The 20,874-nt window shown below is 60.2% G+C and carries 20 protein-coding genes; 15 read left to right on the top strand and 5 right to left on the bottom strand.

From position 1 onward, the window contains the following. The first annotated feature begins 143 nt into the window (after positions 1 to 143). From AR689_RS01205 to AR689_RS01190, 4 genes are all read left to right on the top strand, one after another. Positions 144 to 1,190 carry an amidohydrolase family protein gene (locus AR689_RS01205; protein ID WP_062065644.1) on the top strand — a complete coding sequence of 349 codons (1,047 nt, stop codon included), beginning with the start codon at positions 144 to 146 and terminating at the stop codon, positions 1,188 to 1,190. Continuing rightward, positions 1,187 to 2,005, top strand: a complete 819-nt coding sequence (locus AR689_RS01200; RefSeq protein WP_062065641.1) for an iron-sulfur cluster assembly protein — start codon at positions 1,187 to 1,189, stop codon at positions 2,003 to 2,005. Before AR689_RS01205 ends, AR689_RS01200 begins: the two co-directional genes overlap by 4 nt. Before the next feature lie 5 nt (positions 2,006 to 2,010). Next, a complete protein-coding gene (locus AR689_RS01195; protein WP_062066087.1) occupies positions 2,011 to 3,036 on the top strand; it encodes an NAD(P)-dependent alcohol dehydrogenase in 1,026 nt (341 codons plus the stop codon). Positions 3,037 to 3,127: 91 nt separating this feature from the next. Next, the gene (locus AR689_RS01190; RefSeq protein ID WP_082697727.1) at positions 3,128 to 4,507 is read left to right on the top strand and encodes an MFS transporter; all 1,380 of its coding nucleotides are present in this window, start codon (positions 3,128 to 3,130) and stop codon (positions 4,505 to 4,507) included. Between the two features lie 214 nt (positions 4,508 to 4,721). Here AR689_RS01190 and AR689_RS01185 read toward each other — a convergent pair whose 3' ends face one another. Beyond that, positions 4,722 to 5,183: an Lrp/AsnC family transcriptional regulator gene (locus AR689_RS01185; RefSeq protein ID WP_062065638.1), complete on the bottom strand. Its 462-nt coding sequence runs from the start codon at positions 5,181 to 5,183 to the stop codon at positions 4,722 to 4,724. A 130-nt stretch (positions 5,184 to 5,313) separates the two neighbouring features. Here AR689_RS01185 and AR689_RS01180 point away from each other — a divergent pair, with 130 nt between their 5' ends. Continuing rightward, positions 5,314 to 6,423, top strand: coding sequence for a branched-chain amino acid aminotransferase (locus AR689_RS01180; RefSeq protein WP_062065635.1), 1,110 nt, complete (start codon positions 5,314 to 5,316; stop codon positions 6,421 to 6,423). A 156-nt stretch (positions 6,424 to 6,579) separates the two neighbouring features. Next, positions 6,580 to 6,708: a hypothetical protein gene (locus tag AR689_RS23630; protein WP_286158867.1), complete on the top strand. Its 129-nt coding sequence runs from the start codon at positions 6,580 to 6,582 to the stop codon at positions 6,706 to 6,708. 75 nt (positions 6,709 to 6,783) lie between these two features. Here the strand turns inward: AR689_RS23630 and AR689_RS01175 are convergent, their stop codons facing one another. After that, the gene (locus AR689_RS01175; protein WP_062065632.1) at positions 6,784 to 7,680 is read right to left on the bottom strand and encodes a helix-turn-helix transcriptional regulator; all 897 of its coding nucleotides are present in this window, start codon (positions 7,678 to 7,680) and stop codon (positions 6,784 to 6,786) included. Positions 7,681 to 7,960: 280 nt separating this feature from the next. Here AR689_RS01175 and AR689_RS01170 point away from each other — a divergent pair, with 280 nt between their 5' ends. The 3 genes from AR689_RS01170 (at position 7,961) to AR689_RS01160 (ending at position 11,287) form a co-directional block, all read left to right on the top strand. Further along, the gene (locus tag AR689_RS01170; protein ID WP_062065629.1) at positions 7,961 to 9,595 is read left to right on the top strand and encodes an AMP-binding protein; all 1,635 of its coding nucleotides are present in this window, start codon (positions 7,961 to 7,963) and stop codon (positions 9,593 to 9,595) included. A 30-nt stretch (positions 9,596 to 9,625) separates the two neighbouring features. Beyond that, positions 9,626 to 10,447, top strand: coding sequence for an enoyl-CoA hydratase/isomerase family protein (locus tag AR689_RS01165; protein ID WP_082697725.1), 822 nt, complete (start codon positions 9,626 to 9,628; stop codon positions 10,445 to 10,447). A 63-nt stretch (positions 10,448 to 10,510) separates the two neighbouring features. Next, the gene (locus AR689_RS01160; RefSeq protein WP_062065626.1) at positions 10,511 to 11,287 is read left to right on the top strand and encodes an enoyl-CoA hydratase/isomerase family protein; all 777 of its coding nucleotides are present in this window, start codon (positions 10,511 to 10,513) and stop codon (positions 11,285 to 11,287) included. 109 nt (positions 11,288 to 11,396) lie between these two features. On the opposite strand, the gene AR689_RS01155 is transcribed toward AR689_RS01160, so the two are convergent. Continuing rightward, positions 11,397 to 12,020, bottom strand: coding sequence for a LysE family translocator (locus AR689_RS01155; RefSeq protein WP_062065623.1), 624 nt, complete (start codon positions 12,018 to 12,020; stop codon positions 11,397 to 11,399). 124 nt (positions 12,021 to 12,144) lie between these two features. Between AR689_RS01155 and AR689_RS01150 the strand changes: the two genes are divergently transcribed. From AR689_RS01150 to AR689_RS01125, 6 genes are all read left to right on the top strand, one after another. Then, the gene (locus AR689_RS01150; protein ID WP_062066083.1) at positions 12,145 to 12,597 is read left to right on the top strand and encodes an Lrp/AsnC family transcriptional regulator; all 453 of its coding nucleotides are present in this window, start codon (positions 12,145 to 12,147) and stop codon (positions 12,595 to 12,597) included. Between the two features lie 80 nt (positions 12,598 to 12,677). Continuing rightward, the gene (gene rraA, locus AR689_RS01145; protein WP_062065620.1) at positions 12,678 to 13,154 is read left to right on the top strand and encodes a ribonuclease E activity regulator RraA; all 477 of its coding nucleotides are present in this window, start codon (positions 12,678 to 12,680) and stop codon (positions 13,152 to 13,154) included. Continuing rightward, positions 13,144 to 13,926: a FadR/GntR family transcriptional regulator gene (locus tag AR689_RS01140; RefSeq protein WP_197412775.1), complete on the top strand. Its 783-nt coding sequence runs from the start codon at positions 13,144 to 13,146 to the stop codon at positions 13,924 to 13,926. Before rraA ends, AR689_RS01140 begins: the two co-directional genes overlap by 11 nt. A gap of 292 nt (positions 13,927 to 14,218) precedes the next feature. After that, positions 14,219 to 15,397, top strand: a complete 1,179-nt coding sequence (locus AR689_RS01135; RefSeq protein ID WP_082697721.1) for an ABC transporter substrate-binding protein — start codon at positions 14,219 to 14,221, stop codon at positions 15,395 to 15,397. A gap of 30 nt (positions 15,398 to 15,427) precedes the next feature. Then, a complete protein-coding gene (locus AR689_RS01130) occupies positions 15,428 to 17,200 on the top strand; it encodes an ABC transporter permease (protein ID WP_062065617.1) in 1,773 nt (590 codons plus the stop codon). Next, positions 17,193 to 18,323 (top strand): ABC transporter ATP-binding protein, encoded by a 1,131-nt coding sequence (locus AR689_RS01125; protein ID WP_062065614.1) that lies wholly within the window; start codon positions 17,193 to 17,195, stop codon positions 18,321 to 18,323. The genes AR689_RS01130 and AR689_RS01125 overlap by 8 nt, the downstream gene beginning before the upstream one ends. Positions 18,324 to 19,048: 725 nt before the next feature. On the opposite strand, the gene AR689_RS01120 is transcribed toward AR689_RS01125, so the two are convergent. Together AR689_RS01120 and AR689_RS01115 are read right to left on the bottom strand one after the other, a co-directional pair. Then, on the bottom strand, positions 19,049 to 19,624 hold the full coding sequence (locus AR689_RS01120; protein WP_062065611.1) for a Clp protease N-terminal domain-containing protein: 576 nt from the start codon (positions 19,622 to 19,624) through the stop codon (positions 19,049 to 19,051). Positions 19,625 to 19,796: 172 nt separating this feature from the next. Beyond that, positions 19,797 to 20,747, bottom strand: coding sequence for a 5'-3' exonuclease (locus tag AR689_RS01115; protein WP_062065608.1), 951 nt, complete (start codon positions 20,745 to 20,747; stop codon positions 19,797 to 19,799). Positions 20,748 to 20,874: the final 127 nt, after the last annotated feature.

Genomic DNA, 20,874 nt, shown 5'->3' with positions numbered 1-20,874 from the left:
GCCCTCGGACCGACACCCGAGGAGACGCCACCTTCGGGCGGCGGCTGTCTCAATAATGAGACAGGGACCACACGTTTAGGCCTTCAGAACGGCCGTACTGTCGAGGATGTCGCGACTATGGCAGTCGTGAAAAGGAGAAGACCATGTACACCAAAGACGGCGAGAACTACTTCATCGTTGACTCCCACATCGCACTGTGGGACGCCCGCCCGGAGAACCAGCGCAACATCCACGGCAAGCAGTTCATCGACTGCTTCTACGATTACCACCGCAACCTTTCCCCGGAAAAGGAACAGTGGTCCTACGACGAATACCTCTACCAGGGGGGTCAGCGTCTGATGAAGGATGTCTTCGAGGACGGCTACGTCGACCACGCCATTTTCCAGCCGGCCCACCTTGGTGAGTTTTACAAGACGGGTTTCGGGCAAACTGAGGAGGCCTACGGACTGGCAGCAGCGAATCCTGAGAGGCTGACGTACAACCACAATTTCGACCCCCGTTACGGCGAGGCCGGGCTGGACCGGCTCCGTGCCGACCACGAGAAGATGGGCTTCAAGGGCGTCAAACTCTACACCGCCGAATGGCACGGAGAATCCCGGGGCTACAAGCTCTCGGACAAATGGTCCTACCGGTACTTTGAGGAGTGCCGGGAGCTCGGCATCAAGAACATCCATGTCCATAAGGGCCCAACCATCCGGCCTCTCGACAGGGACGCCTTCGACGTCGCAGACGTTGACCACGTGGCTTCGGACTTTACTGACCTGAACTTCATTGTCGAGCATGTGGGGCTGCCCCGCCTTGAGGACTTCTGCTGGATCGCCACGCAGGAACCCAACGTCTACGGCGGACTTGCTGTAGCGATGCCGTTCATCCACACCCGCCCGCGCTACTTCGCCCAGATCATCGGCGAACTCATCTACTGGATCGGAGAGGATCGGATCCAGTTCGCCAGCGACTACGCCCTGTGGACGCCGAAGTGGCTTATTGAACGTTTCGTGGACTTCCAAATCCCTGCAGACATGACCGAATACGGGCCGCTGACCACCGCGCAGAAAAAGAAGATCCTCGGACTCAACGCGGCAAAGATGTACGACATCCCGGTACCGAAGGAACTCCAGCTCCCTGATGCCGACGAGACTACGACCGGTCCTCGGGAACCGGAACGCGCCGACCTGGCAGGCATTCGATGAAGGCCACGTGGGCGGAAGACCAGCGGCAGGATCCTGCCCTGATCGGGAAGCACGACATCCTCCGGGTGCTGGGAGGTGTCTTTGATCCTGAATTGGACGAGCCGATCACCGATCTGGGCTTTGTTCGTTCCGTGTCCGTGGCCGCCGGCGATGCCGGGACGGACGTTCACGTTCATCTGCGGCTGCCAACGTCGTTCTGTTCGCCTAATTTCGCCTACTTGATGGCATCCGATTCCAAGGATGCCATCACAGCAGTGACGGGCGTGGGGTCCGTGGTTGTTGAGCTGGACGACCACCACGACTCTGACCTCATCAACGCTGGGCTGGCGGCCGACGCCGGCTACCGCGGAACCTTCGGCCACGAGGCGGACGACAGCCTCGACGAGCTCCGATTGACATTCCAGCGAAAGGCCCACACCGCCGCCATGGAGCGCTGCCTCACGGAACTGCTGCGTTCGGACCCGTCCTTTTCGGAAAACGATCTCGCAACTGTTCACGTCCGGGACCTGCTGCCCGGGAGGAACGTCGAGTCACTGTTGCGCAGAAGGGAAACCCTGGACCTTTCCATCAGTGAGGATGCCCTGGTCATGGTCAACCATGCGGGATACCCCTTCGCCGTCCAAGACATCCCCATGGCCCTGCGCCGCGCGCGGTCCACGCGCATCTCCATCGATGGGAACGCCCATTTTTGCCGCGGTCTGTTGCGCACCCGCTACGCAGGCTCGGGCGCTGACCAAGTGGAACGCCCCGAAGGCGCTGAAACCAGCGACCGCCATCGATTTCTTCCCTTCACCGTCAAGGAGCACCACCCGTGAACACCATGCGAGCCGTCCAGGTGGTCGGCTACCACGAAGGCCTCAAAATGTCCGAAGTACCAATCCCCGAAGTTACCGGCCCCTGGGACGTCATCGTCAAAGTCGGCGGAGCAGGGGTTTGCCGGACCGACCTGCACATCCTTGATGGCCAGTGGGCTGAGAAATCCCAAGTCCACCTTCCTTACACCATTGGCCATGAAAACGCAGGATGGGTCCACGATATTGGCACCGCCGTCAGCAACGTAAAAATAGGAGACAAAGTCATACTCCACCCGCTCGTCACGTGCGGACTGTGCAGGGCCTGCCGGTCGGGCAACGATGTGCACTGCCAAACCAGCAACTTCCCGGGTATCGATTCTCACGGCGGGTACGCGGAATACCTCCGCACCTCAGCCCGCGCGGTGGTCAAGCTCGATGCCGCACTCGAGCCCTCGGACGTGGCCGCCCTGGCCGACGCCGGGCTGACGGCCTATCACGCCGCCGCAAGGGCAGCCAAGCAGCTTACCCCGCGGGATGTCTGTGTGGTCATAGGCGCAGGCGGACTGGGACATATCGGCATCCAGGTACTGAAGGCTCTCACCCCGGCCCGCGTCGTCGTCGTGGACCGTAACCCCGCAGCCTTGGAACTTGCCAAGTCCATCGGAGCTGACCACGGAGTCCTAGCTGACGGAACCCAGGTAGATCAGGTCCGGGAGCTCACATCCGGTGATGGCGCCGAAGTCCTCATCGACTTCGTCGGCGAAGGTGGCGCGACCGCCGAGGGCATCGCCATGCTGCGCAACGCCGGCAACTACTACGTCGTCGGATACGGAGAAAACATGGACGTACCCACCATCGACATCGTTTCCAGCGAAATCAACATCATCGGAAACCTTGTGGGCTCCTACAACGACCTGCAGGACCTCATGGCCCTCGCCGCACGCGGAGCAGTTACCCTGCATACGCAGAAATACGCGCTGGACGAATTTCAAAAGGCCCTCAGCGACCTCGACGCAGGCAAAGTGCGTGGACGCGCCATTCTGATCCCTTAACGAGGCAACTGATTCTACTCTGCTTCGCACACCCCAACCTTGCCTGGCCGCCCACAAATCGTCGGCCGCCAGCTGCTCGAAAGCGAATCCCATGTCCATACATGAACCATCCCTCAAGGGAGCCCCGGGCGAAGTCGAACGCTCCATCACGGCCAGCACCGCACCGACGAACAGCCGCGGAAAGGTTCTCTTCGCAAGCCTGATCGGCACAACGATCGAGTACTACGACTTCTACATCTATGCCACCGCCGCTGTCGTGGTTTTCCCTTACTTGTTCTTCATCACATCGTCACCGTCCACCGCCCTGCTCGCTTCGCTGGCCTCGTTCGGTGTCGCGTTTTTTGCCCGTCCCATCGGAGGCGTCCTCTTCGGCCATTTCGGTGACCGGATCGGACGAAAAGGAACGCTCGTTGCTTCATTGCTGACGATGGGCCTCGGAACCTTCGCGATCGGGTTGATCCCCAGTGCAACCACGCCCGGATGGGAGTTCTTGGCACCCGCACTGCTCGTGCTCATGCGCTTCGCACAGGGACTGGGGCTCGGGGGTGAATGGAGCGGCGCGGTACTACTGGCGACCGAAAACGCACCGGAGGGCAAGCGTGCCATTTATGGTTCGTTCCCCCAGCTCGGCACCGCTTTCGGGTTCATTATTGCCAACGGCTTGTTTTTGCTGCTTACAGCAATGTTGAGCGCTGAGGCTTTCCTCGCATGGGGGTGGCGCATCCCGTTCCTCGCAAGCGCCCTCATGGTAATAGTGGGATTGTGGGTACGTCTGTCCTTGGTGGAGTCAACGGCCTTCAAGAAGGTCGTAGAGGAAGGCGAGGTCGCCAAGCTTCCCCTCGCACGAGTCTTCAAAACAAGCTGGAAGGCAATCATCATCGGTACGTTCTCGATGGTCTCCCTCTTCAGTCTGGTGTTCATCCTCAGCACCTTCACCCTCAGCTACGGCACCACGCCCACCACAGCCGCCGTACCGGGTCTGGGATACGACCGCCCAACCTTCATGCTCATGATCGTTGTAGGCGCCGTCGCGTTCGCCGCCTTCACCCTGATCGCAGGACCCTTCGCTGAACGGTTCGGCCGCCGCCGCGTCCTGATCGTGTCAATGGTGTTGATCATCGCACTGGGGCTCCTGTTCGTCCCGCTGCTCTCCGGAGGAACGCCGGGCGTCATGACACTGTTGCTGGTCGGGTTTGCCCTCCTCGGGCTCAGCTACGGACCAATGGGTGCGTTCCAACCCGAGCTATTCCCCGCCAACGTCCGCTACACCGGTTCCGCCCTGAGCTTCAACATCTCCTCAATCCTGGGCGGAGCACTCGCGCCCCTGATAGCTGTTGCTTTGTGGAGCGTCGCCCAAGGAAGCCCTGTCCTGGTCGGGTTGTACCTTAGCGGAATGTGCGTCATCTCCCTGATCGCTCTATTGGTCAGCCGTGAAACCAAAGACGTCGCCTACAACGACAACATCAGCTGAACCTTATGTGCGGGCAGCTGAAAACCACCGTCAGCTGCCCGCACTCCCGGTGACCGGCGCAGCCATTTCGGCAATTCCGAATGGGGTGGGAGAGACGGGAACAGCCCGTTGCGGAACAATCGGAGGCGCGAGGTCACCCACTACAGATTGGCTCTGAAATCCCGTGCGGAATTAAGGCGATCGCGCCGCCTTTGCCTGGCGGAGGGGTAACAGCTCACAGAGGGATCTCCGATGTGAGCTTTATTCGTTGCATGGGGATCTCTGACTTGATGCTCTGAACGCCTTTGATTCTTGTGAGGTGCTCAACTTGGAACTGGCGATAGGCATCAAGATCGGAAGCGACAATGCGCAGGAGAAAGTCAGTCTCACCAACCATCAGGTTGCACTCCACGATCTCGGGCAGCAGAAGAACCTGCTCGGTGAAGTGGTCGATCGTATCCCCATCCTGCCGGTTGAGCTGGACCCGTGCGTACACGGTAAATCCCATGCCGATCTTCGCGGCGTTGAGCAGAGCGACGTAACGATCTATAACCCCGGTTTCCTCCAGCATACGAACGCGGCGCAGGCACGCGGAGGGCGAAAGGCCAACGGCGTCGGCAAGCTCGTTGTTGGGGATACGCCCCTGTCCCTGCAATACCCGAAGGATTCTCCGGTCGATACGGTCCAACTCTTTCATGATGTGCTTCCAACTCCGGATGGTGAAATGTTCGGCATGGATCAGATTCTACGCAATCCAGTTGCCGCAGCAAGGCCATAACGCACAATTGGGCAATCGCATTCGACGCAATGTTCGACAAGATATGGATATGACATCTAGAAATACTGTTCCCTCCTTTGAGGTTGAGACGACATCGGCACCCATATCGGATGCAGACCGCGAACGTGCGCTGGAGCAGCCAGGCTTCGGAACGCAGTTCACGGATCACATGATCACCATTGACTGGTCCGAGGAACAGGGCTGGCATGCTGCCCGTGTGCAGCCATTCGGGCCATTGCCGATCCTTCCTGGCGCATCGGCCCTCCAGTACGGACAACAAGGATTTGAAGGGATCAAGGCATACCGCCATGCCGATGGCAGTGTGTGGACCTTCCGGCCTGAACGCAACGCCGCCCGACTCAGGGCTACTGCCGAGCGGTTTTACCTGACCGCGCCCGATGACGCGTTGTTCGTCGAGTCGCTGCGCTCATTGGTGGCCGTCGACCACGAATGGGTGCCACAACCGGACGGCGAAAAGAGCCTCTACCTCCGGCCCTTCATCATCGGAACGGAACAATTTCTTGGCGTACGACCCTCCAAGACGGTGACCTTCGGGTTGATAGCCGGCCCCTCCGGCATATACGTGGGCGGCCTTGGTAACCCCGTCAATGTATGGCTGAGTGAAGAGCACGTGAGGGCGACCATTGGAGGAACTGGAGAGGCTAAATGCGGGGGAAACTATGCTGCCGGCCTGGGCGCTCATGCCGAGGCAAAAGCCAACGGCTGCCAGCAGACATTGTTCCTGGATGCAGAAACCCGCACGTATGTTGAGGAATTCACCTCCATGAACGTCTTGTTTGTCACCTCCGACGGCCACCTCGTGACCCCTGATCTGTCAGGCACCATCCTCCACGGCATTACCCGGGCCTCATTGCTGCAGATCGCCGCGGAGGACCTGGGCATGACCGTTGAAGAGCGCCGAGTCAGTGTCACCGAATGGCGCGAACGTGTGGCCGACGGCTCCTTTTCCGAAGTCTTTGCTTGCGGCACGGCGGCGGTAATCACGCCCATTGGCATCTTGAAGGCACGTAACTTCGACATCCCACCGGCCCGCCACACCGGAGGGGAGGTCACCCAAGCCTTGAAGGAACGTCTCACAGGAATTCAGTATGGCCACATTGAGGACACTCGAGGCTGGATGGTCAAGCTCCGCGACTGAACTATCTCCGCCTCAGGACTCCGGGTGGGGAATCCGCCCGTGAGCCTCTAAAGGCACCACCCTATGGATTTTGGTCTGCCCCCCCGCTGTGTGCGGATGCACAGCGTAGGGCTCCCGTGCCCGCTCGGAAAGCATTCCGCCGATGCAAGAAGCTGTGTGTATGTTCAATCAGCACATTTCAAGCAAGCCATGGCCGAGTTGCCTGCCCTTCTCCGCCACGCCCCGGACATCGTCAACGCTAAGGTCGACGGCTGGTCTGAACTGGGCGAGTTCTCAGTCCAGTAGGGCGGAGAACTTCGGTCCATACGTGTCGAAGCCGTTGTGAACGAGCCGTGCATGGGAGACGGGAATTAGTTGCTCTTAGAGGAATCCGAGCGCGCGGGCGGAGTGGATGGCCGATGTGCGGTTGCGGACCCCAAGCCTTCGCATTGCCGAACTGTTGTACGCCTTGACGGTCTGGATGCTGAGACCAAGCTCGTCGGCAATCTGGATGTTGCTCGCTCCGAGCTCCATCAGGCGCAGAACATCCAGCTCACGCGGGGCGAGCGTGACATTGGAAGGGCTGCCATCGTCGGTGGGACCGATCCAGGCGGTGCCCCCGAGGTCCGCGATAATTCGGGCCAGCCGGCTCTGCACTTTGGGGTCGGTGGTCGTTTTCGCCAGTTCGGCCAGATCTCGCAGCGCCTGTCTGCTTCTCGTGAGAGTCAGATCGCTCGGACCGGCCGGCGGGCGCACTGCTGAGAGCTTTTCAAGATCGGCGGCCAGTGATGAGGCTATCAGGCTTGCCCGCCGCATCACGGCATCGCCAATGGAGTGCCCGTCGCGCGTGGCACCATAGATCGCGCCTCGAACCACACCGTCGACAACCACCGGTACTGCAAACAATGATCGGATCCTCTCCCGCCGGACGATGATGTCATCGAAGTCGTGGGTGATGGTCTTTGCCGAGACGTAGTCATCTACCCGGATGGGATTGGCTCGCGTTATCACGATCCCACCCACCCCTTGACCTCCGGCAATCTCGAAACCGAGCAGGGAGTGGGTCAGTGTGCCGACGAGCTTGGTGATTCGGAGACGACGCCCCCCAGGATTCCGGTCCGCGATTCCTCCGAGCGCGACCGGCAATCCAGAAGCTTTCTGAAATTCCTGAAGCCGCGCGCCAAGGAGCGACTCAAACCTCTTTTCGCCATATTCATTATGGGCGGCATTGGTGTCGCCGTTGTACTCGCTGGAAGGAATGGCACTCTGCGCTGACATCGCTGTTCACCCCTCATCCACTCTCTATCCTACAAACATTATATAGAATCTATACCCCGAATGAAAGGTCACCAGTCACATCCTGCGACTCCGAATTCCCCCCGTCAGCAGTAGCGGATTTGTTATGACAGACCAAAAGATATCCGGCGGAATACCAACTTTTGCGCGTAGTGGGTGTGACTGCCGACACGTACGATCAAGTCAACCGCAGCTCCAAGGCAACTCGCCGAGTACCACAGGGGAGGGGAACTGCGAGCACTAGGACAAAGGAGAGACAACGATGTCAGACCTCAGCTACGCCAACGAGCGATCGGATATCCCATTGATCGGCCTGACCATCGGTGAGCAGGTCGAGGCGGCCGCCGTTCGCTACCCTGACCACGACGCCATGGTGGACATGCCGTCCGGCCGGCGCTGGACCTATCGGCAACTCAACGACGCGGTAGACAGCCTGGCAACCGGGCTTCTCCGCCTCGGTGTCGAGAAAGGCGACCGAGTCGGTATCTGGGCACCAAACGTCCCTGAATGGGTCTTGATCCAGTACGCCACTGCAAAAGTTGGCGCCATTCTAGTGACGCTCAATCCCGGTTACCGGAAGTCCGAGCTCACCTACGCGCTGCGGCAGGCAGGGATCTCCATGCTGGTCGCAGCCTCCCGCTTCAAAAGCTCCGACTACGCCGCCATGGTGGCCGAGGTGCGCGAGGACGTACCGAACCTGCGCAAGGTGGTGATGCTGGGTTCAACGGAGTGGCTCGACCTGGCCGCAACGCCAATCGACGCGGACTCGGTCCGCGGAAGGATGGCGCAGCTGAACCCCACTGATCCCATCAACATCCAGTACACATCCGGCACCACCGGGTTCCCTAAGGGAGCGACACTTACCCACCACAACATCCTGAACAACGGCTTCTGGGTGACTGAGGTTCAGCGATTTACCGCCGACGACCGGGTCTGCGTTCAAGTTCCGTTCTACCACTGCTTCGGGATGGTCATGGCAAACCTGGGCGCACTGACCCACGGGGCCTGCATCGTTCTCCCTTCGCCCTCATACGACGCGGCAGCGTCCCTGAGGGCAATAGAGGCAGAGAGCTGTACCGCGCTGTATGGTGTGCCAACCATGTTCATAGGCATGCTCGAACACCCCACTTTCGACTCATCTACCCTGACGAGTCTTCGCACCGGGGTCATGGCTGGCTCGCCCTGCCCCATTGAATACATGAAGCGTGTCGTCTCGGAAATGAACCTTCGCGACATCACCATCGCCTACGGCATGACGGAGACATCACCCATTTCGACACACACCCGTCTTGACGCATCTTTCGAACGTCGCACCACCACCGTCGGAACAGTGTTGCCGCACCTTGAGGTGAAGATCGTGGATCCGGTCACGGGCGCCACAATGCCCCGCGGGGTCTCCGGAGAATTCTGCACCCGCGGATACTCGGTCATGCGCGGCTACTGGAACCAGCCCGACAAAACAGCTGAAGCTATTGACGCCGATGGCTGGATGCACAGCGGTGATCTTGCCACGATGGACTCCGAGGGATACATCAACATCGTAGGTCGACTGAAAGACATGGTGATCCGGGGCGGTGAAAATCTTTTCCCGCGTGAGATCGAAGAGTTTCTCTACACCCACCCCGACATTGCCGACGTCCAGGTCGTCGGGGTTCCGGATCCGCGGCTCGGCGAAGAGCTTTGTGCCTGGATCAGGGTAAAGGACGGGCGCCCTCCAATAACTGAGGAGCGCCTCCGCGAGTTCTGCAAAGGCAAGCTCGCCCATTTTAAGGTGCCTCGCTATGTCCATATCGCTGCCGAGTTCCCCATGACTGCCAACGGGAAAATCCGTAAGACGGAAATGCGTGAGCAGAGCATCCGGGAGCTGGGCCTCGACGACTCGATAGTCACTGCCTAGGCCCCGAAACCAGAGAGGACGACAGCCGACATGGCCCATAATCCCACGACCAAAGTTCTCTACGAGAAGCGAGATCAGGTAGCTTTCATCATCCTGAACCGGCCTGAAGCGAAAAACGCTCTCGATCTGGAAATGCACGAGCGCTTAATCGAGATCTGGGAAGACTTCCGTGACGACGACAACCTGAGGGTTGCCGTCATTACAGGCGCAGGCGATGCCTTCTGCGCGGGTGCGGACCTGAAGACCCATCTACCCATGTGGGCTGAAGCCGACGCAGGTCTGCCACTTCGCAAGCTCAACGACGGCTTCGGTGGGATCACCCGCGGGTTGCACCGCATCAAGAAACCCATTGTCGCAGCCGTCAACGGGTGGGCGCTTGCAGGCGGCTTTGAGATTGCTCTTGCGTGCGACATCCGCATCGCCACCACCAATGCCCAATTCGGCTGCTTTGAGGTTCGGCGTGGCCTGAACCCCATGGACGGTGGGATCGTACGTCTGGTCAACATGTGCGGGCTTGGCACCGCACTGGACATCCTCCTTACGGGCAACGCCTTCGACGCCGAACAGGCGCAGCGCTGGCAGCTCATCTCCAGAGTGGTAGCCCCCGAAGATCTTGCCGCGACAACGGACGACGTCGTGGCAGCCATACTCCGGAACGACCGGGTTGCGGTTGAAACCGTCAAAACCACCGCACACGATGTCATCGGCCGGCAACTGGATGACGCTTTGCAGGTCGATGCCCTCGTCGGGTATGCGCTCGTCGCATCAAACCCCGCCGTCAAGGAGCGACTTGAAGCGTTCCATGTCAGAACGGACCAAGGGCGCGTCGGTGCCGGCACGGCCAGTAGCTAAGGCCACTTACCACCGTCATTGTGCTAGAAACGACCCCAGATACCTGAGAAGAAGGAAATGCTCATGTCGATCGATGTAACGACAGAAGGCCACGTCACCGTCATCACCATCAACAGGCCCGAGGCAAGAAACGCACTCGACCCGCAACACAATAAAGCCCTGGGTGAGGCAGTTGCCGCCTTCGAAGCCGATGACGACCAGTACGTCGCGGTGCTGGTCGGAGCCGGGGAAGTTGCATTCTCGGCGGGCGCCGATCTAAAGCAGCTTCTGCCGGCCTATCATGCGCGTGTCCGTGCCGGCGAATCACCAGAATGGAACTTCGGTGGATTCACCACCATCCAACGCACTAAACCGATGATCGCGGCGATCAACGGGCATGCACTGGCCGGAGGGTGCGAAATGGCGCTTGCCTGTGACATCCGGCTGGCCTCGCCCAACGCCACGATCGGCTTGGCGGAGACGAAGTGGGCAATCATCCCCGGTGGAGGTGGAACTGTTCGGCTGCCAAGGGCAGTTCCCTTGGGCCTGGCGATGGAGATGATCCTCACGGGGGACCCGATTGATGCGGCCGAGGCGTACCGGGTGGGCTTGGTCAACAGGCTGATCGACTCTGACAAGCTCTTAAGGGAGGCTGTTGCCTTGGCCAAGACAATTGCCGAGCGTGGACCAATCGCCGTTCGGGCAGCCCGAGCCTCCACCCTTGAAGGAACAGGCCGTCCGGAGATAGAGGCACTTGAAAACGAATTCCGGCACTTCATCGCCGCCGTACGGACGGAGGACGCCGAAGAAGGATTCACCGCCTTCGTCGAGAAGCGACCACCAGTCTATAAAGGCCGGTAGTCCGGCCCGCCTTGATTCAAGGGCGGAAACTCTCCGACGCACGCCTCATCCTGCCGTCGTTGCCATTGTCTCCGTTTTCTCGTCATGATGGGTGATTGCCGGAAGGGCTTTATGAGTTCCAGTGCAGGACTTGTTCGATCAGCAGGAACATCCCGATCAGGATCATCGCGGCTCCCGATATGCGGGTGACCCAACGGGCTGCGCTGGGTCGGGTCCTTAGCACGGCGCGTGCTCCGGTTCCCACGCAGATGTAGATGACCGCGCAGCTTGCGACGTGGATCAGTCCAAGGACAATAATCTGGGCCCACATAGGCCAGGCGTTGTGGGTATTGGTGAACTGGGGGAGGAGCGCCAGGAACAGGAGGAAGACTTTGGGGTTCAGGCCGCTGATCCCCGCGCCCTTGATGGCCTGGCGGGCCCAGCTGCCATCGATGCTTTCGCCGGCTTGCGGGACGGATGGGTTCCTGAGCATGCCCAGTCCCAGCCACACCAGGTAAGCGGACCCCGCAACAGTGAGAGCGCTCAGTACCAGGGGTGATCCTGCAAGTAGCGCCCCAACCCCCGCTGCCACAATGAGGGTTGCGGCGAGGTGTCCGGTGAGCAGTCCCGCAACGGCGGGAATGACGGTCCGGTGACGGAGGCCTGCTGAGATCGCGTAGGCCCAGTCCGCTCCGGGTGTCACCACGAACAGGAAAGAGACCGCCCAAAACGCGGCCATGGTCCCAAGCGGCATCCGTACTCCTCTGGTGTAAAAATCCCGGGTGTCTGGGACTTCACAAAGAAGTTTACGGAAGTAAGACTGGAATGTGCTTCCAAGTTCTTTGGCTTTGATGCCCAATGCGGCGATAATTTTCTCTATGGACAAGGTTGATAGGAAGATTCTTGCTGAGCTGCAGTTGGACGGTCGTCTGTCCCTGACGGATCTGGCTGAGCGCGTGGGTTTGAGCCTCTCCCCGTGCCACCGAAGGTTGCGTGCTTTGGAGGAGTCGCAAGCCATTAGCGGATACCGGGCGCAGTTGGATGCAGGGACCCTTGGCCTGACGTTTGAAGCACTCGTGTTCGTGACCATGCGTGACGGGGATCGGGCTACGGTGGCGGCCTTCGAAGAAGCTGTCGCCGAGATCCGTCACGTACTGAGGGCGCAACGTCTCTTCGGGGACCCTGACTATTTGCTACAAGTCGTCGCAAAGGACGTACGGGAATTCCAGGGGCTGTACGACGAGCAACTCTCGGCCCTGCCGGGAGTGCAGCGGCTCAGCTCCACTCTGGTCATGAAGAACGTCGTGGAGAACCGACCGCTACCACTGTGACTCCTAAGTTTTCGTCATTATGTGGTCGACCAGTTAGCGATCGCGGAGTACCATGGCCGTAAGACTTGAAGGGATTATCCATGACTGCACCATCCGTCAACACAGCCGACCTTTACGATGAGCTTGGTGAGGACATTCAGTCCGTCGCCATTCAGTTCCAATCGCTCGGCGCCAGAACCCACTTCAGCGGACCGGCCAGAACGGTCCGTTGCTTTGAAGACAATGCTCTGCTCAAATCTGTCGTATCAGGACCCGGCGAAGGCGCCGTCTTGGTGGTCGACGGGGGTGGCTCGCTCTCACGGGCGCTCATGGGCGATATGATCGCCGAGATCGCCGTTTCGAATGGCTGGTCCGGAGTGATCATCAATGGAGCAATCCGCGATCGTGAAGCGATTTCCAGCCTTCCTCTCGGTGTGAAAGCATTAGGCAGCAACCCAAGAAAAAGTACCAAAACCGGTGCAGGTGAGACTGACGTCGAGCTGACGCTTGCTGGCGTCATCATCAAGCCGGGCGCCATGGTGTACTGCGATCCAGATGGAGTTCTCGTTGAGCGCTGACCCAGCCGTTGCCGAGCCGACCCCTCGCGCCACCCGCCGTAAGCGGGCGGCGCCCTCAGTTACCGGGCTAAAGCCCGTCAGTGTGGTTCATGCCGAGCCGGCTTCGTCCGAAGTGGCCAAGGCTCTACTGGATTACATTTTTTCGGGGCAAGTGGCGCCTGGGGAAAAGTTGCCGTCGGAGCGTCAACTCAGCGAGTCCTTTGGTGTGGGGCGTTCCGTTGTCCGCGAAGGGATCAAGTCACTGGGCCTTCTGGGGCTGGTGGAATTCCGGCATGGTGGGGGAACATTCCTTCGGAACGCCAATTCGGAGCTCCTCCCCAGGGTGATCGAGTGGGGGCTGATGCTCGGCGAGCGGCGAACGTCGGACCTCGTGGAGGCCCGCCAGCACATTGAGCGCGTTACTGCGGGCCTGGCAGCGACTCGAAGGACGGATGCGGACCTCAAGCGCATCAAGAAGGCGCTTGACGCCATGGGAGTTGCCAGGACGACTGAGGACTTCGTCTCCGCTGACGTAGACTTCCACCTCGCCGTCGCCGACGCCTCGGGTAACACGGTCCTGGCGAACATGCTCAAGAATATTGCAGCGCTATTGCGTGTGTGGATCCATCGCGTGATGGATGCTGAAACGTCTTTCGACGGTTCGCACGCGGAGCACACGCCCGTGTACGAGGCGATCCTTGCTGGAGACGCCGAGGGGGCTTCGGGCTCGATGGCCGAGCACATGGATGCCGCCAGCGGCCGCCTCATGGCCACTCTGAAGTCTGCTGAGTAGCCGACACAGCGACACCGACCGAGCGGGGAAGCGCATATGCTTCCCCGCTTTTTTGTGCCCAAACCCACGTTTCAGCATTACAGCCGACGAATCAAGCAAAGTGGTTGACTGGCCGACCACTTTTGCCGCATGCTTGGTGTGCGAGGCAAATTCAATCAGAACTTCCCGCAATAAAGTGGTTGACTGGCCGACCACTTAGCCTCATGATTATGTGAGCAGCCTCACTGGCTGAGCATCACTAGTCACGGGGAACCATTCACTACCAGCCGTGCAGCCTCAAGGGAGAGAAGCAATGACTGAATTCAAGAAGGCCCTGCCTACCGGGCCCCGTCGCCGTACGGTCATGACCGTCGGCGCAGCAGCAGCGATCGCCGCCGTGATGGGCCTGACTGCCTGCGGTGGAGGATCTGAGACGGCACAGACGCCGGCCCCGGAGAACTCCATCGCCGTAGGCCAGTACCCGGATTACTACCCGGCCGATTACAAGGACCTGGTGGCAGCAGCCGAGAAGGAAGGCGGCGAACTGACCATTTACTCCAATACGGATCAGGAGAACTGGGATCCGATTCTGCGGGACTTCAAGAAGAAGTACCCCTTCGTCACCAAGATCGCGGCGAACAATTTGGACAGTGATGAGGTCTTCCAGAAGGCCTTGAGCGAGAAGGCTACTAACGCCTCCAGTGCCGATGTCTTCGTCTCCAACGCCGCCGGCGCGTGGGCGGACTTCGCCGCACGTGACGGCATGTTGGCCAAGTACACCTCGCCGGAGCTGGCCAAGGTTCCCGAATTCGCTTCCCTGCTTCCGGGGGTGGTGGCGATGTCCGCGGACCCGCAGACCATCGCCTTCAACACCTCGCTCCTTACTGAGAAGCCCGAGAGCATGGAAGGCCTGGCCGCACAGATCAAGGCAAAGCCTGCGGACTTCACGAACATGATTGGCGTCCGGGATACTACCGGCGCCTTCGGGTTCACGATGTTCTACAACCTGACCGAGGCCAAGCCGAAGTCATGGGAGTCCATCGAGACCATCCTTTCTGCCTCCCGACCGGAAACATCCTCGGGTACCTTGTCTGAAAAGGTCCTTGCAGGCGAGTACAAGGCCGGGGTTCTGGTCACCGCAGCTCCGGCGTTCCCAGTGGTGAAGAACAGCAACGGCTTGTTCGACATCGCCCTTCCGAAGGACGGCACGGTGGTTATCCCTCGTGGACTCGGTATTTCCGCTGACGCGCCCCACCCGGCAACCGCCAAGCTCTTCCAGGACTTCGTCATCTCCCAGGAAGGACAGCAGGCTGTTCTTGAAGGCGGTTTGTCCTCCTACCGCGATGGCGTCAAGTCGGTCCAGTTCGCCCTCACCTACCAGGACGTCGTGTCCAAGGTCGGCGAAGACAACGTGATCATGGCCCCGTACGAGTCGGTCCCCGCGGACAAGGTGAAGGCATTCACCGACCGCTGGCAGAGCCTCCTCAAGTAACCCGCTGTGCAAGGATCTGGAACCAAGACCATGAAAACACTCCCCGAAGTCGCCGAGGTGCCGACGCAGACGCCGGCGCGAACTGAATTCCCGGCACCGAAGTACCGCAGGATTCTCGGTGCGGACCGCAGCCAGCTGCTCTACTGGGCGACGATAGTCATTCTCGCGCTCCTTGTCCTTGCACCTGTGGTCCCCACGCTGTACCAGTCGGTGATGGACCGTCCTCTGTACGAGGAGGGCGGTCTGTTCACCACAGAGAACTTCACCAGGCTCTTCACTGAAGGCGGCTTCGGCCAGGTTGCACTGAACACACTAATGTTCGCAGTCCTGACAACCGTTATGACGCTGCTGATCGCAGTGCCGATGGCCATCGTCGTCGTTCGAACTAACATCCCCGGCCGGAAATTCTTCGGAACCGCGATGCAGTGGCCGTTCTTCATCTCGTCACTGATCCTCGGGTTCGGCTGGATCACTATGTATGGCCCGGCCGGCTTCGCCAGTGTCCAGGTCAAGCGGGTCCTGGGTTTCCTCCCATGGGATCTCTACACGATCCCGGGAATGGCGATCACTGAAGCGGTGGCCCTGGCTCCGATAGCCTACGTTTTCTGCGCCAATGCCCTGCGTAACTCCGACGCTTCGCTCGAAGGCGCGGCACAAACCGTAGGCGCCGGACCCTTCAGGATCCTCTGGTCAGTCATTATTCCGATGCTTCGCCCACCCATGGTCTACAGCTCGGTCCTGGTGTTCAGCATGTCCATCGAAACCCTGTCCATCCCGTTGCTTTACGGACAGCCGGTCGGCATCACCGTCTTCGCGACGTTCCTCTACAAGAACGGGCTCCAGTCCATCGACCCGGACTACGGAATCCTGGGCGCCGCGTCGGTCATCATCCTGCTCGTGACCATCCTCCTTGTCGCCGTGCAGGCCAAGCTCCTCAAGGACGCCAAGCGGTTCGTCTCCGTGCGTGGCAAGGCAACCCGGCCCCGTCTGCTGGACCTGGGCTGGATCAAGTGGCTCTCGGTCGCCTTCATCTCCGTCTACGTCGTCATCGGCGCCCTGGTTCCGATCCTGGGCTTGGTGATGCGCTCCTTCACCAAGGTCTTCACGCCCCTGCAGAACCCCTTGCAGTCCCTCACCATGGGCAACTACCAGCGCATCTTCGAATTCCCCGTTTACCTGGCCTCCATTCGCAACAGCCTGATCGTAGCCGGCGTCGGCGCCGTTCTGGTCAGCGTCCTGGCCGTAGTGGCGGTGGTGGTCGCCAAGCGGTCCACGTTCCGGTACCGCAAGGTCATCGAGTATTTGGCCCTGGCCCCGCAAGCCATGCCCGGCCTGATCATCGGCATTGGCCTCTTCTGGGCGTTCTCGTTCCTGCCGTTCAACATGGGGTCCTTCGTCCAAGGCACCATCTGGGCGATCATCATCGGCTTCGGCCTCCGCGCCCTACCCAGTGCCTTCGGTTCCATCTCCCCGGCCGTCATGCAAATCGGTGAAGAACTGGACAACGCAGCCCGCGTCAACGGAGCGGACTGGATGCGCATGTTCATCCGCGTCCTGGCCAAGCTCCTCACCCCCGCCTTCGTCGCCGCCATGGTGCTGACCTTCGTGGTCATGATGAAGGAATACTCCCCGGCGATCTTCCTTGGATCTGCCGACACGAACATCATTGGCACCACGATGCTCGAGCTCTGGGTCCAGGGCAACACCGGATCAGTGGCCGCCCTGGCCACCATTCAAATCGCTATCACCGCAGCCTTCGTCGGCATCGCCGGCCTGCTCATGAAAGGTAAGAAAGATGCCTGACGTCGTAGTCAAGAATCTCCGCAAAGACTTCGGAGGCATCACTGTCCTCCACGAAGTGAGCTTCACCATCAAGGACGGGGAGTTCTTCACCCTCCTTGGCCCCTCAGGCTGTGGCAAGTCCACTACATTGTCTTGTCTGGCAGGCTTGGAACAACCCACGTCGGGATCCATCGCCGTTGGTACCACCGTCCTGGTGGACGATTCCTCCAATAAGTTTGTTCCACCGGAAGAGCGCAACCTGGGCATGGTGTTCCAGTCCTACGCCCTCTGGCCTCACATGACGCTGGCTGAGAACCTGGCGATGCCGCTGAACATCCGCAAGGTCCCCAAGGCTGAGCAGAAAACCCTGATCCGCGACGCGTTGGACAAAGTGGGCTTGGCGCATCTGGCGCAAAGGTACCCGCACCAACTCTCCGGTGGCCAACAGCAACGCGTGGCCCTGGCCCGGGCTCTTGTCTACTCACCCAAGGTCCTGCTGCTGGACGAACCCTTGTCCAACCTCGACGCCAAGCTGCGCGAGCAAGCCCGGGTCTGGCTCAAACGCCTCCAGTCGGAGCTCGGCATCACCACCGTTTACGTCACCCATGACCAAGAGGAAGCCTTGGCCATGAGTGACCGCATCGCGGTCATGTCCAATGGCAACATGCTTCAGGTGGCCCCGCCCGAGGAAATCTATGAACGCCCCGCCACTGCCGAGGTCGCCGCCTTCATCGGCCGCTCCAACTTCCTCGACGGCACCATTACCTCAACCATCGGGGACCGGGCGGTGGTCCGGCTTGAAGACACCGGCGAAACGGTCACCGCCGTTCTGACCGGCGAAATGCACGACGGCGACTCGGTCACCGTAGCGTTCCGTCCGGAGAAGGCCTCCCTCGCACCGGTGGACGACTCTGTACCGTCCGGCCATGTGGGGCTTCCCGTGGAAATCCTCACGACGTCGTACGTCGGTTCCCGCTATGAGTACGAGCTTCGCTACGGTGCACGCACCTTGGCCGTAGACAGCAAGAGCAACACTTATCGGGGCGACTTGATGCTGATCGTTCCCATTGAGGCCTTGCGTCTCTACCCCCGAGCCAATGTGGTCTCAGCCGACGCCGCCGAACTCATGGCAGTCATTCACTAGTTCCTGGTCCGTCAAAGAGACCTGGTTATAAAGAAAAGGAAATACCGTGACTACATCCAAGCAGTACCGACTGGCCGTTCTGAACGGCGATGGCATCGGCCCGGAAATCGTTCCCGCGTCCACCCCACATCGACCCCCAACAAACACCCCGACGCAACCACCACCACACACCCCCCAGAACATAGAAAACACAAAGTACATCAGCCCCACCCAGAGGGGCTGGGTGCTGCGGGACTGTGCTCGGACGTCGGATGTGAAGTGATCTTCGCGGTCGGTTTCTGAGTGCGGCCCGGAACGCAAGGAACAACGCAGCGCATGTCAAAGGCGGCCCAGGAAGTGAGTTGACGCGTGGAACCCACTGAGTGGCCTCGTGAAACTTAGTCTGCCGCGGGGGCGGGGAAGGGCCGTGGGACCAAAAGGTGTGCGACTACTGGCGGCGTCTGTCCCTGTGTTCTCTGTCCCCGTGTTAACAGTCTTGGCTCTCACTACTGCTGTTACCCCTGCGGCTGTCTACCAATCTCTCGTTCGCGCAGGTCAAGGGGGCATGTTCGGTTTCTCGATGGCTTGCCCCCGATTACCCCCATTACGAGGGCAAGCCGCTTCGCCGCTACCCGGAGGACAGGCCAGTTCCGCTCTGGGCGGTAAGACCAACTGCCGGCGACACGAAAAGGGTCCCCCGGTTGTATCCCGGGAGACCCTTTTGGTGCAATCGACTTCCGGGTCGCCTAGCGGCCGCCTCCTCCTATGACCCCTGCTTCAACAGCTTTGGTCACGGCGTCAGCCTCGGCTTGGGTCAACTTGCCATCCGTTACCGCTTGGTCCAACTTGGTTTTCAAGGCGGCCGAACGTTCCGCCTGGCCTGCGGCCCGGATTTCTTCCAGGGCCGTGGTGACCTTGGCTTCGTCAACGCCCAATGATTCAGCGAGAGACTTGGCCAGGGCAGCGTCTTGCGCTGTGCGGTCCGGCCTGGTTCCTTCCGTACCTTCGGCAGGAGGCGTGGTGGGTTTGTTCGCCTCACGGAACGCTTTCAAGGCTTCAGTGACCTTGGCTTCGTCCACGCCCAGCTTGGTGGCCAACTCAGCAGCTATCTGCCCCCGATCGCGGCCAGGGCCGTGTCCGCCTGGCTTTGACCCACGATCGGACGGGGTGCCCGCATCTGTAGACGACGTGGTGCCGGGTGACGAGGTAGCGCTCGGCGACGGTGTGGTGGCCGCCGTCGCGATACCGGTTGCACCCAGGCCTGCGCCCAGTGCCAGTGCTCCGGCTGCAACTCCCAGGGTGATTCTCTTGGTTTTCGACATATGCCTCTCCTCAATGAGCCGTTGATGCGGCTGGCGTCTGAGGGACGGTTATTGGTTCCGTCCTCTTAACACGATGGAAGACGCACCACAGCCCTGGCTGTTTCGAACCTGTCATTCGGCTGTGAAAGTGAACCGGATTCTGTGCGTGGAGCCCTGGTGGAAGCGGGTCCCTCTAACGGAAGCGGTCCAGCGCATCCAGCAGCCTTTTGACCGAGCCGCCCAAGTTCCACTCGGTGGCCAGCTGCTCAAGTTCAGTTCGCGCCTCGCCGGTGACGGGGCGCAGCTCAGCGCCCGCTTCGTCAAGTGTCGGAACTTGCAGGTCACGCACAACATTGACCACTGTGGGGGCCACCTTGAGATAGTCAGCCGCCGCGGACAGCTTGGCCCTCACCGAAGCCGACACATCGCCGTCGGAAGCTTCTGCCGCCTCAAGGAGCCCTTCCAGCGATCCATGGGTACCCAGCAACGACGCCGCCGTCTTTTCGCCGATGCCGGCAACGCCCGGAAGTCCGTCGGAGGAATCGCCGCGAAGTGTTGCGAAGTCAGCGTATTGCTGGGGCAGGACACGGTACTTGCCCACCACTACGACGTCGGTGAGAACTTCCAGGTTCTTCATGCCACGCGCGGTGTAGATGACACGCACGCCGCGGTCATCATCAACGAGCTGGAAGAGGTCACGGTCACCGGTGACCACGTCCGTCGGGAAGGTCGCCAGGCTCGCGTAGGTGCCAATCACGTCATCCGCCTCGTGCTCGTCAACACCCACTACAGCGATCCCGGCGAGGTCCAAGACCCGGCGGATCATGGGAATCTGCGCCTCAAGCGGATCCGGGACAACTTCTACATCCGGGCCATGTGGGACGAGCTCAGCGACCCTGTGCTGCTTGTAGCTGGGGATGAGCTCCACGCGCCACTGCGGGCGCCAATCGTTGTCCCAGCAGGCCACCAAATGCGTGGCCTCGTAGTCGGTGGTGAGTCTGGCGATCATGTCCATTAATCCCCGCACGGCGTTCACCGGCGTTCCGTCGGCCCGGCGGATGGAATCGGGTACGCCGTAGAAGGCGCGGAAATACAAGGAGGCAGTGTCCAAGAGCATCAGTCGCGGCATACCTGATCCTGACATGTCAGGAGTCCGAACCGCAGCAAGTAGTACAAGGTTCCTGCTTAAGACGCGTCAATGACTTGTCCACGGATGTGAGCCGCATTACGATTGGTGGAGCGATAATAGAACATGGTGTTCTATTATCGAA

This window comes from Arthrobacter sp. EpRS71 (assembly GCF_001512285.1).
In the GTDB taxonomy this organism is placed as follows: Bacteria; Actinomycetota; Actinomycetes; order Actinomycetales; family Micrococcaceae; genus Arthrobacter.
The sequence above is the reverse complement of the archived record's forward strand: the minus strand, read 5'-3'. Positions and strand labels throughout refer to the sequence as shown.

Bases quoted from the DNA above. Each gene is read 5' to 3' on its own strand.
- AR689_RS01205 (WP_062065644.1), top strand. From the start codon at position 144: ATGTACACCAAAGACGGCGAGAACTACTTCATCGTTGACTCCCACATC.
- AR689_RS01200 (WP_062065641.1), top strand. From the start codon at position 1,187: ATGAAGGCCACGTGGGCGGAAGACCAGCGGCAGGATCCTGCCCTGATC.
- AR689_RS01195 (WP_062066087.1), top strand. From the start codon at position 2,011: ATGCGAGCCGTCCAGGTGGTCGGCTACCACGAAGGCCTCAAAATGTCC.
- AR689_RS01190 (WP_082697727.1), top strand. From the start codon at position 3,128: ATGTCCATACATGAACCATCCCTCAAGGGAGCCCCGGGCGAAGTCGAA.
- AR689_RS01185 (WP_062065638.1), bottom strand. From the start codon at position 5,183: ATGAAAGAGTTGGACCGTATCGACCGGAGAATCCTTCGGGTATTGCAG.
- AR689_RS01180 (WP_062065635.1), top strand. From the start codon at position 5,314: ATGACATCTAGAAATACTGTTCCCTCCTTTGAGGTTGAGACGACATCG.
- AR689_RS01175 (WP_062065632.1), bottom strand. From the start codon at position 7,680: ATGTCAGCGCAGAGTGCCATTCCTTCCAGCGAGTACAACGGCGACACC.
- AR689_RS01170 (WP_062065629.1), top strand. From the start codon at position 7,961: ATGTCAGACCTCAGCTACGCCAACGAGCGATCGGATATCCCATTGATC.
- AR689_RS01165 (WP_082697725.1), top strand. From the start codon at position 9,626: ATGGCCCATAATCCCACGACCAAAGTTCTCTACGAGAAGCGAGATCAG.
- AR689_RS01160 (WP_062065626.1), top strand. From the start codon at position 10,511: ATGTCGATCGATGTAACGACAGAAGGCCACGTCACCGTCATCACCATC.
- AR689_RS01155 (WP_062065623.1), bottom strand. From the start codon at position 12,020: ATGCCGCTTGGGACCATGGCCGCGTTTTGGGCGGTCTCTTTCCTGTTC.
- AR689_RS01150 (WP_062066083.1), top strand. From the start codon at position 12,145: ATGGACAAGGTTGATAGGAAGATTCTTGCTGAGCTGCAGTTGGACGGT.
- rraA (WP_062065620.1), top strand. From the start codon at position 12,678: ATGACTGCACCATCCGTCAACACAGCCGACCTTTACGATGAGCTTGGT.
- AR689_RS01135 (WP_082697721.1), top strand. From the start codon at position 14,219: ATGACTGAATTCAAGAAGGCCCTGCCTACCGGGCCCCGTCGCCGTACG.
- AR689_RS01130 (WP_062065617.1), top strand. From the start codon at position 15,428: ATGAAAACACTCCCCGAAGTCGCCGAGGTGCCGACGCAGACGCCGGCG.
- AR689_RS01125 (WP_062065614.1), top strand. From the start codon at position 17,193: ATGCCTGACGTCGTAGTCAAGAATCTCCGCAAAGACTTCGGAGGCATC.
- AR689_RS01120 (WP_062065611.1), bottom strand. From the start codon at position 19,624: ATGTCGAAAACCAAGAGAATCACCCTGGGAGTTGCAGCCGGAGCACTG.
- AR689_RS01115 (WP_062065608.1), bottom strand. From the start codon at position 20,747: ATGTCAGGATCAGGTATGCCGCGACTGATGCTCTTGGACACTGCCTCC.